The 17,068-nt window shown below is 51.4% G+C and carries 15 protein-coding genes and 1 other RNA gene; 2 read left to right on the top strand and 14 right to left on the bottom strand.

The genetic code is table 11. The annotated features are described in order from the left end of the window. Window positions 1-352 precede the first annotated feature (352 nt). The 4 genes from recR to ffs form a co-directional block, all read right to left on the bottom strand. Window positions 353-955, bottom strand: a complete 603-nt coding sequence (gene recR, locus Q0418_RS06490) for a recombination mediator RecR (protein WP_298483334.1) — start codon at window positions 953-955, stop codon at window positions 353-355. 6 nt (window positions 956-961) lie between these two features. Then, the gene (locus Q0418_RS06485) at window positions 962-1,309 is read right to left on the bottom strand and encodes a YbaB/EbfC family nucleoid-associated protein (protein WP_298483333.1); all 348 of its coding nucleotides are present in this window, start codon (window positions 1,307-1,309) and stop codon (window positions 962-964) included. Between the two features lie 55 nt (window positions 1,310-1,364). Continuing rightward, window positions 1,365-2,903 (bottom strand): DNA polymerase III subunit gamma/tau, encoded by a 1,539-nt coding sequence (gene dnaX / locus Q0418_RS06480; protein ID WP_298483332.1) that lies wholly within the window; start codon window positions 2,901-2,903, stop codon window positions 1,365-1,367. 151 nt (window positions 2,904-3,054) lie between these two features. Further along, window positions 3,055-3,153: signal recognition particle sRNA small type (gene ffs / locus Q0418_RS06475), an RNA gene on the bottom strand. Between the two features lie 273 nt (window positions 3,154-3,426). Between ffs and Q0418_RS06470 the strand changes: the two genes are divergently transcribed. Next, window positions 3,427-5,253, top strand: a complete 1,827-nt coding sequence (locus tag Q0418_RS06470; protein ID WP_298483331.1) for a glycerophosphodiester phosphodiesterase — start codon at window positions 3,427-3,429, stop codon at window positions 5,251-5,253. Window positions 5,254-5,377: 124 nt separating this feature from the next. Beyond that, entirely contained in the window at window positions 5,378-5,938 is a 561-nt protein-coding gene (locus Q0418_RS06465) for a 4'-phosphopantetheinyl transferase superfamily protein (RefSeq protein ID WP_298483330.1), read from the top strand. 43 nt (window positions 5,939-5,981) lie between these two features. On the opposite strand, the gene Q0418_RS06460 is transcribed toward Q0418_RS06465, so the two are convergent. From Q0418_RS06460 to rpsM, 10 genes are all read right to left on the bottom strand, one after another. Then, window positions 5,982-6,758, bottom strand: a complete 777-nt coding sequence (locus Q0418_RS06460; RefSeq protein ID WP_298483329.1) for a class B sortase — start codon at window positions 6,756-6,758, stop codon at window positions 5,982-5,984. Window positions 6,759-6,880: 122 nt separating this feature from the next. After that, window positions 6,881-7,459: a manganese efflux pump MntP family protein gene (locus Q0418_RS06455; RefSeq protein WP_298483328.1), complete on the bottom strand. Its 579-nt coding sequence runs from the start codon at window positions 7,457-7,459 to the stop codon at window positions 6,881-6,883. Between the two features lie 201 nt (window positions 7,460-7,660). Next, window positions 7,661-12,268, bottom strand: a complete 4,608-nt coding sequence (locus Q0418_RS06450) for a cellulose-binding protein CttA-related protein (protein ID WP_298483327.1) — start codon at window positions 12,266-12,268, stop codon at window positions 7,661-7,663. Window positions 12,269-12,404: 136 nt separating this feature from the next. After that, complete coding sequence (locus tag Q0418_RS06445) at window positions 12,405-13,361, bottom strand: cohesin domain-containing protein (protein ID WP_298483326.1); 957 nt, start codon at window positions 13,359-13,361, stop codon at window positions 12,405-12,407. 257 nt (window positions 13,362-13,618) lie between these two features. Continuing rightward, window positions 13,619-13,822, bottom strand: coding sequence for a hypothetical protein (locus Q0418_RS06440; RefSeq protein ID WP_298483325.1), 204 nt, complete (start codon window positions 13,820-13,822; stop codon window positions 13,619-13,621). Between the two features lie 375 nt (window positions 13,823-14,197). Next, entirely contained in the window at window positions 14,198-14,542 is a 345-nt protein-coding gene (rplQ, locus tag Q0418_RS06435) for a 50S ribosomal protein L17 (protein WP_298483324.1), read from the bottom strand. Window positions 14,543-14,610: 68 nt separating this feature from the next. Then, on the bottom strand, window positions 14,611-15,564 hold the full coding sequence (locus Q0418_RS06430) for a DNA-directed RNA polymerase subunit alpha (RefSeq protein WP_298483323.1): 954 nt from the start codon (window positions 15,562-15,564) through the stop codon (window positions 14,611-14,613). Window positions 15,565-15,633: 69 nt separating this feature from the next. Continuing rightward, window positions 15,634-16,230 (bottom strand): 30S ribosomal protein S4, encoded by a 597-nt coding sequence (rpsD, locus tag Q0418_RS06425; protein ID WP_298483322.1) that lies wholly within the window; start codon window positions 16,228-16,230, stop codon window positions 15,634-15,636. Between the two features lie 21 nt (window positions 16,231-16,251). Beyond that, entirely contained in the window at window positions 16,252-16,653 is a 402-nt protein-coding gene (gene rpsK / locus Q0418_RS06420; RefSeq protein ID WP_021681240.1) for a 30S ribosomal protein S11, read from the bottom strand. A 16-nt stretch (window positions 16,654-16,669) separates the two neighbouring features. After that, entirely contained in the window at window positions 16,670-17,038 is a 369-nt protein-coding gene (gene rpsM / locus Q0418_RS06415) for a 30S ribosomal protein S13 (RefSeq protein WP_298483321.1), read from the bottom strand. Window positions 17,039-17,068: the final 30 nt, after the last annotated feature.

Genomic DNA, 17,068 nt, shown 5'->3' with positions numbered 1-17,068 from the left:
TTTGCGCCGCGGAGAAAAGGGGTGAGAAAAGCGACAGCTTTTCGAGGGGAAAGCGGAGAAGACCGCTTTCCCCTTGTAAACCTTTTTCAGAAAGTGAGATTTTGAAAACGTCCCGGTGGGACGTTTTCAACGGAATAAAATTTTAGATGTGACAGAGTAGTAGTACATAGTCCCACTTAAAACTTTATCTTTCTATAATTGAAGATTTCAGATAAATACGGCGGGAGCAAGCCCCCGCCCTACGTTTCTGATTTCCAGACAGAAAGTAAAGTTTTAAGCGTGACAATATACCACAATACAAAAACCGCCCTGCACAACAGCGCAGAACGGTTCTTTCATTTTACATAAACTCTCACATGGCGGTGCGGTTTTCCAGTGCCTTGAACAGTGTCACTTCATCGGCATATTCCAGCGTGCCGCCTACGGGCAGACCGAATGCCAGACGTGTGACTTTGACGCCCAGAGGCTCCAGCAGCTGCGCCAGATACATGGCAGTCGCATCGCCCTCCACTGTGGGATTGGTCGCCATAATGACCTCCCGGATATCCCCCCGGTTCAGCCGTGCCAGGAGTTCCCGGATCCGCAGCTTGTCCGGCGTAATGCCGTCAATGGGTGAGATCAGTCCGTGCAGCACATGGTACACGCCGTTGTACTCTCCGGTACGCTCCAGCGCTGACACATCCTTGGGACCCTCCACCACGCAGACCGTAGTCTTATCCCGTTCGTTGTCTGCACAGATGGGGCACAGTTCCAGATCGGTCAGATTCTGGCAGCAGGGGCAATAGTGAATATCCCGCTTTGCCGCCAGAAGTGCATTTGCAAACGCTTCCACTTCCTCCTGCGGACGGGAGATAATGGAATACGCCAGCCGCTGGGCAGATTTGATACCGATCCCCGGCAGCTTTGCAAATTCCTCCGCCAGAAGCTCCAGAGGGAGTGCGTTATATCCCGGCATCTTCCCTTAGAACAAGCCCGGGAGAGATACGCCGCCGGTGATCTTGCTCATTTCGGTCTCGGTGGTCTCCTCTACCTGGTTCACAGCCTCGTTCAGTGCGCTAATGATCAGATCCTGGAGCATCTCAACATCCTCCGGGTCTACAACTTCCGGCTTAATCTCCAGTGCCTTTACGGTCTTTTTGCCGGATACGGTAACACTGACAGCGCCGCCGCCTGCGGTTGCAGTGAAGTCACGTGCTTCGATGTCCTCCTGCAGTGCGGAGATCTCGTCCTGCATCTTCTGTGCTTGACGGATCATCGCGTTCATATTCTGGGCGCCGCCCTGGTTCTGTTTCGGTAATCTTGCTCTCATGAGAAAATCGCTCCTTTAAAATATTGAACTAAAATAATTGACAGTTTTGTCAATCTTATGATTCAACAGCAGTATCTAAATTGCTGTCAATTGCTTTTTGTATCAGTGACTGGGCTTTGGATTCCTTCTGCTCCGGCTCACTGCATTTGGCACGGATGTTATATTCCACGCCCAGAAACCGCTTTACTGTCTCACGCAGAGAAACGGCATTTTCCTTGTTCTTGAGCAGCGTCAGGAAAAACCGGTTTTTCGCCACGATCAGCATGGTATTTCCAGCCACAAAGGCGCTGGATTCTGCCAGACTGCCGGAAACCGCCGGGTTCACCGCCTGGTATTCCGCCAGAATGTCTGCCCAGTTTCCCACAGGACGGAAGTCCGATGCACGCAGGGGCGTGGATTCTGCCGCAGGGATTTCCTGGGGCTGTTGTTCCACCGCAGGCTGCACTGGCTGTACCGGCGCAGAAGTCTGCACGGGCTGGGGCACTGGGGCAGGCTGTGCCTGTACCACAGGACGGGGCACTGCAAGCTGTAACAATGCCATCTCCAATTCCACCCGCTTTCCCGGATTACGCTGCATCCGCTCCCGGCAGTTCTGGAGCTGGGCGATCTGGGACAGGATGGTGTCCAGGGTGGGTGTCTGTGCCAGCTGCTGCAAGCGCGGCAACTCATCCGGCAGGCAGGTCAACAGCGAGGGCTGTCCCGATCCGGCTTTCACAAGCATCATATTTCGCAGCTGTTCCAGCAGTTCATCGCAGAGCCGTACCATATCCTTGGACTGGTCGTACAATGCCCCGGTCAGTTCCAGTGCCTTTGCGGCATCCTGTGCCTGTACCGCTTCCAGAATAGAAAAGACGCTGTCTCTCCCGGCAACGCCGGCAGCAGCGGTGACAGATGCGGCAGTGATGGCTTCGCCGCCGGATGCGCACTGATCCAGCAGAGACAGGGCATCACGCATACCGCCGTCAGACAAATGGGCAATGAGCTGTGCCGCCTCGGGTTCCAGAGAAAGCTGTTCCTGTCCGGCGATATATTCCAGCCGTGCCGCAATATCTGCACTCTGGATCCGATGAAAATCATACCGCTGGCAGCGTGAAATGATCGTTGCCGGTACCTTATGCACCTCGGTGGTCGCCAGAATGAACTTGACATACGCCGGTGGCTCTTCCATGACCTTCAGCAATGCGCCCCAGGCACTGGGCGAGAGCATATGCACCTCGTCGATGATGTATACCTTATAGCGGCAGCGCTCCGGCAGATAGACTGTACCCTCCCGGAGATCCCGGATATCCTCCACGCTGTTGTTGGACGCAGCGTCGATCTCCACGATGTCGCTGAGTGCGCCACGCTCTGCCTCCCGGCAGATATCGCATTCCAGACAGGGGTTGCCCGCGGGGGTGCGGTGTTCGCAGTTCACCGTCTTGGCAAGGATCCGGGCGCAGGTGGTTTTTCCCGTGCCCCGGGAACCGGTGAAGAGATAGGCGTGTGCCGTTTTGTCCTCCCGGATCTGATTCCGGAGGGCTGTGGTGATATGGGGCTGTGAAATCACGTCGTCAAAGGATCTCGGTCGCCATTTCCGATACAAAGCCTGATACAAACAACACACCTCCCGTCCCGGACAATAAGAGCCTGTTTCGTATCTTTTCCCACGCATTTTTTTGGTGAATCTTGTAGCTTTCTGCGTCAAAAATCTACGCAGAAGAAGTTACGAAGCACGCTTTAAAGCCTCAAAAAAATTCCGGAACATAGGTGTGCAGGTTGACTGCGGCACACAAAACAATCCGCTTAATGCTGCTCGGTTCCCCGCCTGACATGGTTCACGGTGCTTTGTTGCACAGGACCCGCACACCTATATTCCGGAATCCGTTCCTGATACCAACGCATCAGATATAAGTATTATAGCACAGGTGCGAGAAAAATGCAAGTGTTTTTTCAAAAAAATCACGCAAATCAATTTTTCAGTCAATTCCTAGTGCTGATAACCAAACCAGCCCACCACATTGACATTTCCCAGAAAGTGTGGTAAGATGAACAACAGATGGAGTCAATGTAAACCATGACGCATACCCCGTGGAAAAAGGGTTACGCTAAGACATATACTATAGAAAGGAGGTTGGCGTATGAATCAGTTCAGAAGCGGACTACACCGCCTGGCACGCTGCTGGAAGCCTCTTGTGCTTTTTGAAATTGTTTGGAAACTCATCACGGTTCTGGTCATCGGACCGGCATGTGCCGGGCTGATCCAGCTTGCCATCCGGGCTGCCCATCTGAAATATCTGACCAACTCCAACCTCCTGCAATTTCTCCGTTCCCCCTGGACCATCCTGCTCATTCTGGCAGTGCTGGCGGCGGCATCACTTTACACCCTCTTTGAAATCGCCGCTGTATCCACCTGCTTTTCCCAGCCGCCCCGGCAGAAACTCCGTGTGACACTGCGCCGCATGATACGTGACGGGCTCAGTTCCCTGAAGCTCTTTTTCTTAGGCGGCAGCCCCTTTCTGGTACTGCATCTGCTGATCCTGATTCCCCTTATGCAGTTCTCCGCCACTTCCGGTATCTTCACCGCCATGGGCATCCCGGATTTCCTCGCCTACTACATGACGAAAAAGGAATTTCTCCTGCCCATCTATCTGGCAGCTGTCATTCTCTGCTGTCTGCTCTCCGTCCACTGGATCTTCGCCAGCGTTCTGTTTACCCAACGGCAGTGTAGCTTCCGGCGTGCCCACAAGTGCAGCACTGCTCTGGTAACAGGAAGATTCTGGCGCACCTTTTTCTCCGTGCTCCTGTGGAACTTGTGTTATTTTGCCGTGCTGCTGGTGTTTTTATGCATCGTGACTCTGGTGATCCTCCTGGTGATCCGGGGCACGCACAGCGGCGCATTTATTTCCTCCCAGGCTGCCCGGATTTTGAAGCTGCTCATTCAGGCGGTTCTCTGGAGCTTTTCCTTTTTTTCCACGCCCATCTGCATGGCGCATATTACAGCGCTTCTAGAAAAACGCTGCGCCCAGATGCCGGAGGTGGTTCTGCCCGATTCCATCCGCATTTCTCCCCGAGCATCCCGCCCCTTCCGGCGGAGCACTGCCGTTCTCACAGCGGTCTGCTTCGCCATTGCCGCTTTGACGCTGAATGTTTCCTATTTTTACAGCGTTGCCACTGGCAGCTCCAGTCTCCAGCTGACCTTGTTCCACAAACCAACCATAACGGCACACCGGGGTCTCTCTGCAAAGGCGCCAGAGAACACGCTTTATGCCTTTTCCGATGCCATAGACGCCGGTGCGGATCTGATCGAGCTGGATGTCCAGCAGACAAAGGACGGTGTCTTGGTGGTGCTCCATGACCAGAATCTGCGGCGCACCACTGGCGTGAAGAAAAACATCTGGGATGTCACCTACGATGAAATACGGGATCTGGACGCCGGAAGCTGGTTCGACCCGGCATATGCCAATGCCAGAATCCCCACCCTGGAGGAGACCTTGCAATTTGTAGACGGCCGCATCCGGCTGAACATTGAGATCAAGCCCACAGAACACACCTCACCCACCCTGGAACAGGATGTCGCTAACCTGATCACCACATACGGCTACACGGACAACTGCTGGGTCACGTCCTTTTCCTACGGTTCCCTCAAACGCATCAAAGAGGCAAACCCGGATATCCGCACGGGCTATATCATGAGCGTTGCCTACGGGCAGTTCTATTCTCTGAAATACGCCGATGCATTCAGCCTCAACAAGGTATTTGTCACTAGCCAGGTTGTCAATTCCGCCCACCAGGCAGGCAAGCAGGTGTTTGCCTGGACGGTGAACAGCGTCTCCGAAGTGCGCAGTCTCTGCAATCTTCATGTGGACAGCATCATCACAGACGACCCGGTCATGGTGCAGGACGTAGTCTCCCGCACCAGCACCAGCGAGACCATCCGAACGGTGATGGATTATCTGATCAACTGACGAATTCTAAGGCAACACCACACAAAGAGCGCCTGGCGGCTTTGCTCGGTATTGCCCTAAGGCAACACCGCACAAAGAGTGCCTGGCGGCTTTGCTCGGTATTGCCCTAAAAAAGGAGGTTTCCATGAAGTTATTCGCCTGCCCCATTCCGGATACAGGAAAAACTGCCGCCCATGACACTGCCCACCAACTGCTCCGCCGGGTATTGCAGGAGTTTTTCGGACTTCCCCTGCCGGAGATTGCCCGTGACAGCCATGGAAAGCCCTTTTTCCCGGACGTCCCCCAGCTGCACTTTAACCTGAGCCACTGCCGGGGGCTTGCGGTCTGCGGCGTTTCGGATCGCCCTATTGGTGTGGATGCGGAGGAGATCCGCCCCCTCCGGGAACGTGTCCTGCGCCGTGCCTTTTCGCCGGAAGAGACCCGGACTGTCCGGGAAAGCCAACATCCTGACGAGTACTTTTTTCGGCTCTGGACGTTAAAAGAAAGCTATGTGAAAGCCATCGGCGTGGGGATCTCCTACCCTTTGCAAACCCTCAGCTTCGTGCTGGACGGCGATAGCATCCAAACATCTGTTTCCGGCTGGCAGTTCGGGCAGTTTCTGGTACAGCCGGGTTGGGTGGTGTCCTGCTGTGTGGGAATGGAGGATACGCTGCCGGACAAGGTGATTTTTTTAAATAACGGATAAAAAACGGTTTCAGCAGCTTTGCCGAAACCGTTTTCTTATACGATCATTCCTCAGCCGACCCATACTTTGCGATCAGGAGCGACCGGGACTGTTTTTCATTTTTGTCATATTCCAGGGTGGACAACACCAGCAGGCGGTCATCCTCAGTCAATTCCACCTCACGCTGCTGCTTGGCATTTGTCAGAAGCGTGTTCAGAAATGCATCCGTATCATCGACACCGGACGTGGACTCCTCCAGCAGTTTCTCCGTTTCTGCGTCTCCCGACAGACTTGCCACAATGGTGAGCAGATGCAATCCATCCTCCAGAATCAGATAGCCCTGGGGCACATCCTGAAACTGGCTCGTTTTCTGAAACGACCGAAGCGATCCGAACATGGTGCCGTTGTTCATGTCATGTCCGTAAACTATCGACACAAAATCGGAAAAATCCGGCGCATTGCCGCTGTACAGAAAAGGCGTGCCATAGACATCGTCCTTCTGATCATAGCTGTGGTCAATATAATAATCCTCATCTTCGCTGTACATCACCGGATAGTCAATGGACGTCTCCGGAATCACAAGCCACCCCTTCATGTCCGGATAGGATGCGATGCCCTCTTCCAGCATGGTCTGGCGGCGCCGCAGAGTATCGGTATCTTCCACGGAAGAAACGGAGCTTCTGCCGCCAAGGCTGCGGATGGCATCCATCAAATGGGATTCCCCCGACCCGATATATCTTGATGCACGCAGACAAACGGCGGAAATGAGTATGATGACTGCCAGAACCAGGCTCACAGCAATGAGAATTGCCTGCTTCTTGCGCAGCTTTTTTGGTGACATGGGTCGAATCCCCTCCTGCTATATCAATTTATACATATATTGTAACAGGTTTTTTCAAAAATGTCAATACGATTTTGAAAAGAAATGGGGATATTTTGGAAATCGTGAGGATTCCCGACGATTTACTGATTATGAATCAGGTGATCCAATAAAATTTTCACACCGATGCCCATGAGCACGATACCGCCGGCAATGCCAGCCTTTTTCTCAAAGCGTCCGCCGAAACGGTTCCCGATCCACACGCCGCAGAATGAGATGGCAAACGTCACAATACCAATGATGGAGACTGAACTCCAGATCTCCACATCCAGACAGGCGAAAGCAATTCCAACGGCAAGGGCGTCGATGGAGGTGGCAATGGCGAGCATAAACAACTCCCGGTGATCCAGCTTTGCGTCCAGCTTCTGTGCAGTTTCTGCCTCGTCCTCCTCGTGGAACACATCCCACAGCATTTTTCCACCGATGAGCGCCAGGAGCACAAAGGCGATCCAGTGGTCAAACGCCTGGATATACCGAGAGAATGACGTACCCAGCAGCCAGCCGATCAGGGGCATCAGCGCCTGAAATACACCGAAGTACAGACCGATGACCGCAGCCTGGCCATATCGCATTTTTCGCATTCCCAGCCCCTTGCAGATGGAGACGGCAAAGGCATCCATTGCCAGTCCCACTGCGGTCAGGAGCAGTTCCATAAAACCCATATTTCTCATCCTTTCTCGAAGCTTGTTCCATATTACTGTATGCAGAATGGCTAAAGTATAGCACAGAACGCCGGCGTTTGTCAAGGCAAACTTTTTTCGATTTATAGGAGCAGACGCAAAAAACCCGGTGCAGGATCTCTCCCGCACCGGGTTTTTTATGGAATTCTGTCATTCCCTTATGCTGTCAATTTTCAGTTCTTCTTACGAAGCCCAGATGGAACCCTTCAGAGACTTCAGCGACGGAATTACTTCCGGCCATTTGATGTCCTTACCAACGGATTCACTTGCATAGTAAACCAGCTGATAGTAAGCATCGTCCGGGCTGATCTTCTCAGTTGCGGTATCCTTGCCTGCCTTGCCTTCGGTGTCTACATCAGACAGGAAGTAAGCAAGCTTCTCCAGGTTTGCATCCTTGCCGTCTGTGAATGTGACAGACTTGCCAACAGATGCACTTGCATAGTAAACGAGTACTTCATAAGCGTCATCCGGAGTTACCTTAGCATCCAGGTTTGTATCGCCCTTTACGCCGATATAAACGTTTACGGTTGTATCAGCAACTTCTTTGCCCTTATACAGAACCTTCATTTCCTGTGCAACATACGGCTTCTTCACAGCATCATACATAGCCTTCGGAGTAGCATACTCGAAGGTGATGTCTGCCATAGCATCTGCACCGTTTACAGTTGCAGACTTCAGCAGGTCAGCCGGGTCGAATTTGTTTTCATCTACGGAGAAGTAGAAGCCAGCTTCTTCGTTCACTTCGATTACAACCTTAGCCTCTTCTGTGCTGGATTTTGTGCTGGATTCTGTGCTTGCAGTTGTAGACTCGGAAGTAGTGGTAGTTGTTGTAGTCTCAGAAGCAGTAGTAGTGGTTGTCGTTGTGGTTGTCGTTGTGGTTGTCTCCTCAGTGGATGTTGTGGCTGCTTCAGAAGATGTCGTTGTAGCTGCCGGCTTGGAAACCTGAACACGGATATAACCGTCTTCCAGCATTACAAACTTGTCAAATACGTGCTGGTTAGAAGCGTCAACATAGTCGTAACGACGCAGCGGACCAGATGTAGAGCTATCTTCGCCCTTTTCCATCCACTGAACCGGGAACTCATAGTAATAAGTGCCGTTGTCTTCTACGAGAGTCAGACCATACTTTTCAGCAATGGAGATAACAGTTGCTTCATCCGGGATTGCGATAGACAGGGCGAACAGGTCGCCGCTTGTTGCTGCCGGTGTTGCAACTTCCTGCTGGTTAGAAGCGAAGTCGATACGATTTGCATTGCTTTCGATACCGTCGATGGAAACGTTCTCAATTACGTTCATCGGGCTAGCCATCCAGCTCAGGGACGGATAAACCGGTGTAATGCCATCTGTTGTTACAGAGTAGTCTTCACCGTTGCCATAGTAATACGGCCACAGCAGCAGAGCCTTTGTAGCATCCGGCAGGTAGATCGCACCCTGTACACCGCCAGTCGGGATAGCATTTGTGATGCTTACCTTGTAGAGCAGATCGCCAGTCATGGGATCATTTGCAGAACCAGAACCAGATTCCGGCTTTACAGTGAGCTTAGCCAGAGACCAAACAGACTTCTCAGACGGCAGTGTTGCCGAGGTAGTTGTTGTTGTAGTCTCAGAAGAAGCAGCTGTTGTTGCGGATGTGGTTGTGGTAGTTGTGGTTGTGGTTGTGGTAGTTGCCTCAGAAGAGGTTGTTGTAGTTGTCTCGGAAGAAGTGGTTGTAGTTGTTGTTGTGGTTGTAGTAGTTGTTGTTTCAGATGTTGTTGCAGTTGTCTCAGCAGCTACATAGATCTTGATAGTGCCCGGAACCAGTTCCAGAGCAGTGGTGTGTACGTCTACGCCGCTTGCGTTGTGATATTCAAAACGCTTTACTTCAACAGTCTGACCATTGGAAGTACCAGTGTCAGTGCCGTCCGGTGCCCACTCGATGGGGAATTCATAATAAGTCTTGCCGTCTGCATCTGTCTTGAGGGTCAGACCAGCTTCAGCTGCAGCAGCGATTACAGTTGCTTCGTCAGCAATGTCAAATGTGATAGTAGCCAGTGTATTGCCGGTTACTTCGCTTACGCCCTGACCGGTCAGACCAAAACGCAGGAAGCCAGTTTTTTCATACTCAGTTGCATTGCACTGAGTGGATTCCAGACCGTTATATGCATCACCAGCGTACATCATATTGTCTACGCCCAGATCAGCCGGGATCAGCAGAACCTTGCGGGTTGCTTCCGGAACCATAACTGCGCCAACAACGCCGTCAGAAGAGATACCATTCTTCTGATTTACGTTGATCTCAACGAATGTATCGCCAGCAGTTGCAGTAGTATCTTCATCGTTGATGAGCCACTGTGTCTTTTCAGTCGGAGTAGCGTCTACATAGATCTTGATGGAGCCCTTTACCAGTTCCAAAGCAGTGGTGTGTACGTCTACGCCGCTTGCGTTGTGATATTCAAAACGCTTTACTTCAACAGTCTGACCATTGGAAGTACCAGTGTCAGTGCCGTCCTCTGCCCACTCGATGGGGAATTCGAAATAGGTCTTGCCGTCTGCATCTGTCTGTGCAGTCAGACCAGCTTCAGCAGCAGCTGCCTTTACAGTTGCTTCGTCAGCAATGTCGAATGTGATAGTAGCCAGTGTATTACCAGTTACTTCACTTACGCCCTGACCGGTCAGACCAAAACGCAGGAAGCCGGTTTTTTCATACTCAGTTGCATTGCACTGAGTGGATTCCAGACTGTTGTAAGCATCACCAGCGTACATCATATTGTCTACGCCCAGATCAGCCGGAACCAGCAGAACCTTGCGGGTTGCTTCCGGAACCATAACTGCGCCGACAACGCCGTCAGAAGAGATACCATTCTTCTGATTTACGTTGATCTCAACGAATGTATCGCCAGCAGTTGCAGTAGTATCTTCCTCGTTGATGAGCCACTGTGTCTTTTCAGTCGGAGTAGCGTCTGCATAGATCTTGATGGAGCCCTTTACCAGTTCCAGATCAGTGGTATGAACGTCTGCACCGTCAGCATTGCGATATTCAAAACGCTTTACTTCAACAGTCTGACCATTGGAAGTACCAGTGTCAGTGCCGTCCTCTGCCCACTCGATGGGGAATTCGAAATAGGTCTTGCCGTCTGCATCTGTCTGTGCAGTCAGACCAGCTTCAGCAGCAGCTGCCTTTACAGTTGCTTCGTCAGCAATGTCGAATGTGATAGTAGCCAGTGTATTACCAGTTACTTCACTTACGCCCTGACCGGTCAGACCAAAACGCAGGAAGCCGGTTTTTTCATACTCAGTTGCATTGCACTGAGTGGATTCCAGACTGTTGTAAGCATCACCAGCGTACATCATATTGTCTACGCCCAGATCAGCCGGAACCAGCAGAACCTTGCGGGTTGCTTCCGGAACCATAACTGCACCGACAACGCCCTCAGAGGAGATACCATTCTTCTGGTTTACATTGATCTCAACGAATGTATCGCCAGCAGTTGCAGTAGTGTCTTCCTCGTTGATGAGCCACTGTGTCTTGTCGCCAGAAGGCTCAGCTGTTGTAGCAGTTGTGCTGCTTGTGGTTGTGGTAGAAGCTGTGGTGTCAGAAGCAGGACCGCCGTCACCAACAACGATCTTAACGATTGCAGTGCTTGCATCCTGCGGCAGAGAATAAGCCGCGGACTTCAGCTTGCCGTGGATTGCTGTAGACATATCTTCCAGACGACCAGTCTCACGCTTTGCGTCCTGATCTGCCTTTACAGATGCGAAATCAGCAGCTGTCTGCAGCGGGATGTAATCCTTGTTTGCGTCACGGCTGCAGATCTGTACATAGTATGTACCTTCTTCTGTGCCCTGCGGAATTACAACATCGAAAGATGTAAACTTCAGAGCCATGGAATCATCCAGAACCCAGTTGGTACGGCCGCTGCTTGCCATGTAGCCCCAGCTGTAGAAGTTGTTGATATCCGGGATACAATCCTTTGTCTCTGTGGGTGCCCAGTTCGGAGCCTTAGAGATAAAGCGGCTGTTGGAGAAGCTCGGGAGCTCCTGTGTTACAGACTTTTCTACATAGTTGGCTGCATTGTCTGCACCCTGTTCAATGTAGCTGTAAGTGATGTAGGGTGTGCCTGCATCGTTTGTCAGAACGTCCAGAGTTTCAACCTTGTGGGTCTTGTGGGTTGCCTGGTCTGCGCCCTGGTCTGCATTGTAGTCGTCTACATTTGCATAGTAATCGTACTCGAAGGTTACCTTGTTCTGACCGGCATAAACCAGATCGGCGCCGAAGATCATATCGCAGGCAACTTCTCTTGTGTTAACGCTGCAGTTTGCGCTTGTGTAGCGATAGCCCTTGGCTGTTTTAAGCATCGGAGCCAGGCTGTAGATCTGATACTGGGTGTTTACCGTTGTACCATCGGGCAGTGTCTTTTCCGATGCAGCAGCATCCTTACCAGCTGCATTGAACACATTCGTGTAGTAGATGGAGTTCTCAATGGAACCGCCGTCTGCAAAAGTGCTGCCCTTTGTTGCGAGCCAGTTCAGTGTAACAGAGTTGATGTAGTTATCATCTGTCCATGCTTCAGAGTCGATATAGACCTCCAGGCTCTTGGTAACATCGCCGGCTGCAACATCCTCCTTGGAGACATTGATGGTCTGTTCACCAGTGCCTTCTTCTTTGAGGACAAAATTGTACGGTGTGCCGCCGTTTGCTGTCTGGGAAGAATCCACAGAAGCTGCCGCCGGCAGCGCACTCAGCGGCAGAGAAGCTACCGCCATCAGAGCTGCAACGCCGAAGGATAATACCTTCTTTGTTCGTTTCTTCATGTTTTCCTTTCCTTTCCTTCCCGGCAAACGCCGGAAAAAACGTATGATGAATATTGCCTATAATCAGGAGCCACATTCCCCCTCGGAACATTTCTCCCAAATATACATGAAATGGATTTTTGCCGAACCGGCAGGCTTATTCAGCCGACGGCAGGGATGTAACGAGGTGTACCAGGAACTTCAGCAGTACGATAGCATCGTTGCTGCCCAGTTCGCCGTTTGCATCGCAGTCAGCGTTTGCTGCAGCTGCATCGCTCAGCTTTACTGCACCAGCAGCAGCCTTGTTCAGCAGAACAGAGTCTGTGATATCCACTCTGCCATCGCAGTTTACGTCACCATAGAGAACAGATGCCGGAGCGCCGGTTCCCTGTGTGGTTGCCTTTGTGGATTCGGTGGTATTCTCGCCGGATGTCTCGGATGCCTTTGTGGATTCTGTTGCCTTTGTGGTGGTCTCTGTGCTCTCAGAACCGCCAGTTGTGGTGGTCGTGTCTGTTGTAGTAGCAGCGCCCACTGTAACAGAACCAGCTGTTTTGTTTACAGTATACTCAGCGGAATCTGTGCCATAAACATAACCTACAAGCAGGCTCTTGTTGTACTCGCCGGAGCCCTGATAGGTCTCACGGGTTGCCGGAGCGAAGTCGATGGGTGTTACTGTACCGTCAGCTACGCCAGCGTTTACAGTACCGCTGATGGTCAGGATCACGCCGTCCTCTGCGATCCAGGATGCAGAATCTAGAGCTGTTGTCCAGCTGACAACGATTTCCTTCTCCCTAATGTTGTAAGAGAAGATGGGAGCCTCTGCGCCGGTGGTGTCGCCGCTGACGTCTACATTTGCTGCGTCACCGATCTCTACCTTATCGATTGTCAGAACCGTGTTGTCATAGGTCATTGCAAAGTCGAGTACATTTACCTTTGTGGACGGGATGTCCTCCAGTGACACCTGTACTGTGAATGCATCGCCTGCGGCTGCAACCGTTTCATTCGAAGCCTTCAGCGAAACAGAAGCGTCTGCTGCGGATGCACCCATAGAAACTGCCGTGGAAGCGAGCATTGCCAACGCCAGAACGCCTGCAATTGTTCTTTTTGCCTTCATTTGTTATCCTCCTCTGATTGCTTGTATGCCCGCCGGTGTTCCGGGCCGGCAAGCGTACAAATGATAAAAGTTTGGTCGAAATCTCTGCAAGAATCGCTTCTCAGATCCGTGCTGTTCCAATTATTCTTATTATAGAATATCCCAACAGAAAAGTCAATAGATACGCAAAGTTTTTGTATAAACTGGCTGAATCCGAGACAGCAGAATTGTATAATATCCCAATGCCGACCCGCAAAAAGCAGGAACACTGTCCGATATCACACAAATTCTGCGACCTTGTCTATGAAATATTCCACCATATAACAAATCCGGCGCGCAGTAGGGTTTGCCATATCCGGAAGCCAAGTGCGGCAGGAGACATTCTGGCTGCCTCTGCCCACAGCTGCTGCCGGCGTATCCGGGAAAGGGGTCTCTCCGCAGAAAGATCCCGGACTGCCGTGCCGATTCAGCGTCTCTGTCATCCAGGCATATCTGGTGCGCAGAAACGTTTATTCAAATTATACTCTAAAATTCGCAATTTGTAAAGAGACATACGCATTTTTTGGTAGTATTCCATAAAAAAATTACATGCAAACTGTCATATTGAACAAATTATTCGCCCCATTCTGCAATAATGCGCCATGATTCTCTCATGAAAAGTTGTTATTTCCGAAAAAGTATTGCTTTGTTTTCATTTCTGGCGCCATATTTTTGCAAAAATATGGCGAGAGCAAGCTCCGCCCTACGGACGATTGACAAATCCAACAAAGGGGTGATATACCCCATATACAAAAAACAGGCAGAACACACCTGGGTGCATCCTGCCTGCAATGATATGACCGTACCTCAGGTACGAATTAGTCAACCAGCTTAATGATTGCCATTTCCGCAGCGTCACCGCGGCGAGGCCCGATCTTTACGATCTGGGTATAACCGCCGTTGCGGTCTGCATACTTCGGTGCAATTTCATCAAAGAGCTTCTTTGCGACGCTCTCCTTGGTGACATATGCCATTACCTGGCGCTTCGAATGAAGATCATTTGTCTTGGCGATAGTGATCATCTTTTCCGCAACCGCACGTACTTCCTTGGCACGAGTGACAGTTGTTTCGATCTGACCGTTTTCCAGCAGGAATGTCACCATTCCACGCAGCATTGCCTTTCTATGATCGGTCGGTCTGCCCAGTTTTCTGGTACCCGGCATTGTTATTCACTCCTTTTTCTAACTGCGGCGGCGTATTATACGCACTGCCGCACGGATCTATTCGTTTCTCAGTCTTCCTCACTGGCAAGGTCAAAGCCCAGGGACTGGAGCTTTTCCCGCACTTCGTCAAAGGACTTCTTGCCCAGGTTGCGCACCTTCAGCATTTCTTCCTCGGACTTGTTGATCAAATCGTCCACGGTATTGATTCCGGCACGCTTTAAGCAGTTGAACGACCGCACGGATAAGTCAAGTTCCTCAATGGTCATCTCCAGGATTTTTTCTTTCCCCTTATCGTCCTTTTCGACAAGAACTTCCGCTATGCTTGCCTCATCAGAGAGGTCAATGAACAGCTTCAGATGCTCGTTGAGGAGATTGGCTGCCTGTGAGATGGCTTCCTTTGCGGAGATGGTGCCGTCTGTCCACACTTCCAGTGTGAGCTTGTCATAGTCTGTGACCTGACCGAGACGGGTATCCTCTACCTGATAGTTCACCTTCAGCACAGGGGTATAAATACTGTCAACTGCAATTACATCAATCGGGGTATTCATCATCTGCTTATTGCGCTCTGCAGAAACATAGCCTCTGCCCCGGTCGATGACAATTTCCATATAGAGCTTTGCGCCCTTGCCCAGTGTTGCGATATGCATACCCGGATCGAGGATATTCACCTCAGAGTCGGTCTTGATATCGCCGGCAGTAACCTCGCACTCGCCCTCGGCTTCGATATAAACGGTCTTGGGACCGTCGCCGTAGAGCTTTGCTGTGAGACCCTTCAGGCTCAGGATAATTTCAGTTACGTCCTCTTTTACACCGGGAATGGTGCTCAGTTCATGGTGTACGCCATCGATCTTCACGGAATTCACAGCCACACCGGGCAATGAGGAGAGTAGCACACGCCGCAGACTGTTGCCAAGGGTGATACCATAGCCACGTTCCAGCGGTGCCAATACAAATTTACCGTATTTTCCGTCGCTTCGCAGATCCACTGTGTCGAGTTCCGGCTTTTCAATCTTCTCCAGCATAAAAACACCCTCCTATGCTTGGTAGCTTCGTCTGTGGTTTTATTCCAAATTTCCGTATGATGCAAATGATTACTTGGAGTACAGCTCGACGATCAGATGTGCTGCAACTTCGTAGTCCAGATCTTCCGGCTTTGCCAGACGAACGATCTTTGCGGAGAAGTTTTCCTTATCTGCTTCCATCCATACAGGAATGGTGCGGTCAGCTGTCTGCTCTACAACTTCCTTGAACTTTGCGCTGCTGCGGCTGCCTTCGCACAGTGCGACAACATCGCCTTCCTTTACGCGATAGGACGGAATGTTGACCGGCTTGCCGTTTACGGTGAAATGACCGTGTGTTACCAGCTGTCTTGCTTCTCTGCGGGTCAGAGACAGGCCCATACGGAACACAACGCTGTCCAGACGGGACTCCAGGCATGCGATCAGGTTGTCACCAGCCTTGCCTTCCATCTTGGAAGCGATCTCGAACAGGTGGTAGAACTGCTTTTCGCCTACGCCGTAGATGAACTTCAGCTTCTGCTTTTCCTTCAGCTGCATACCATATTCCGAAACCTTCTTGCGGTTTCCGGCACCCGGGTTGCGGTTAGACTGCTTGGAGATACCCATAACCATCGGGCTGATACCCAGATAACGGCATCTCTTGAGAATCGGTTCTCTGCTTACTGCCATGATATATTACACCTCCTGTAATTAGACACGACGTCTCTTCGGCGGACGGCATCCATTGTGGGGGATCGGAGTCACATCCTTGATCATCTTGACTTCCAGACCTACGGTCTGCAGTGCACGGATCGCAGCTTCTCTTCCGGAACCCGGTCCCTTTACGTATACTTCTACCGACTTCAGGCCGTGCTCCATTGCTGCCTTTGCTGCGGTCTCAGCCGCTGTCTGTGCAGCAAACGGTGTCGATTTTCTCGAACCGCGGAAGCCCAGTCCGCCGGAGCTTGCCCAAGAAATGGCATTACCCTGGGTATCGGTAATGGTTACGATGGTGTTGTTAAATGTGGACTGAATGTGTACGGCGCCGTTTTCAATATTCTTACGCTCTCTGCGGCGGCGAACAACAACCTTTTTGCCTTTCTGCTGTGCCAAAACGAAACACCCTCCCTTACTTCTTCTTGTTTGCGATGGTCTTTACCGGACCCTTGCGGGTTCTTGCGTTTGTCTTTGTCCGCTGGCCTCTTACCGGCAGACCCTTACGATGACGAACGCCGCGGTAGCAACCGATCTCCACGAGTCTCTTGATGTTCAATGCAACTTCACGGCGGAGGTCACCCTCAACCACGCAGTGCTTATCGATATAGTCACGCAGCTTTGCAACATCCTCTTCGGTCAGATCCTTGACACGGGTATCCGGGTTTACGCCGGTACCAGCCAGGATCTCATCTGCTGTGCTGCGGCCGATTCCGTAGATATAAGTCAGACCGATCTCGACCCGCTTATTCTTCGGAAGGTCTACACCTGCTATTCTTGCCATTATTCCTGCACCTCCATGTTAAAAAATCCC

The organism is uncultured Ruminococcus sp. (assembly GCF_937915125.1).
GTDB lineage: Bacteria > Bacillota > Clostridia > Oscillospirales > Ruminococcaceae > Ruminococcus_C.
Note: the sequence above shows the minus strand (reverse complement) of the source record. Positions and strands in the feature narration are given on the sequence as shown.

What these genes read in the sequence shown, in the direction of transcription:
- rplQ (WP_298483324.1), bottom strand. Translation starts at nt 14,542, where the DNA reads ATGCCGGGTACCAGAAAACTGGGCAGACCGACCGATCATAGAAAGGCA.
- Q0418_RS06465 (WP_298483330.1), top strand. Translation starts at nt 5,378, where the DNA reads ATGAAGTTATTCGCCTGCCCCATTCCGGATACAGGAAAAACTGCCGCC.
- Q0418_RS06455 (WP_298483328.1), bottom strand. Translation starts at nt 7,459, where the DNA reads ATGGGTTTTATGGAACTGCTCCTGACCGCAGTGGGACTGGCAATGGAT.
- recR (WP_298483334.1), bottom strand. Translation starts at nt 955, where the DNA reads ATGCCGGGATATAACGCACTCCCTCTGGAGCTTCTGGCGGAGGAATTT.
- Q0418_RS06445 (WP_298483326.1), bottom strand. Translation starts at nt 13,361, where the DNA reads ATGAAGGCAAAAAGAACAATTGCAGGCGTTCTGGCGTTGGCAATGCTC.
- Q0418_RS06485 (WP_298483333.1), bottom strand. Translation starts at nt 1,309, where the DNA reads ATGAGAGCAAGATTACCGAAACAGAACCAGGGCGGCGCCCAGAATATG.
- Q0418_RS06460 (WP_298483329.1), bottom strand. Translation starts at nt 6,758, where the DNA reads ATGTCACCAAAAAAGCTGCGCAAGAAGCAGGCAATTCTCATTGCTGTG.
- Q0418_RS06440 (WP_298483325.1), bottom strand. Translation starts at nt 13,822, where the DNA reads ATGACAGAGACGCTGAATCGGCACGGCAGTCCGGGATCTTTCTGCGGA.
- Q0418_RS06430 (WP_298483323.1), bottom strand. Translation starts at nt 15,564, where the DNA reads ATGCTGGAGAAGATTGAAAAGCCGGAACTCGACACAGTGGATCTGCGA.
- rpsD (WP_298483322.1), bottom strand. Translation starts at nt 16,230, where the DNA reads ATGGCAGTAAGCAGAGAACCGATTCTCAAGAGATGCCGTTATCTGGGT.
- Q0418_RS06470 (WP_298483331.1), top strand. Translation starts at nt 3,427, where the DNA reads ATGAATCAGTTCAGAAGCGGACTACACCGCCTGGCACGCTGCTGGAAG.
- Q0418_RS06450 (WP_298483327.1), bottom strand. Translation starts at nt 12,268, where the DNA reads ATGAAGAAACGAACAAAGAAGGTATTATCCTTCGGCGTTGCAGCTCTG.
- rpsM (WP_298483321.1), bottom strand. Translation starts at nt 17,038, where the DNA reads ATGGCAAGAATAGCAGGTGTAGACCTTCCGAAGAATAAGCGGGTCGAG.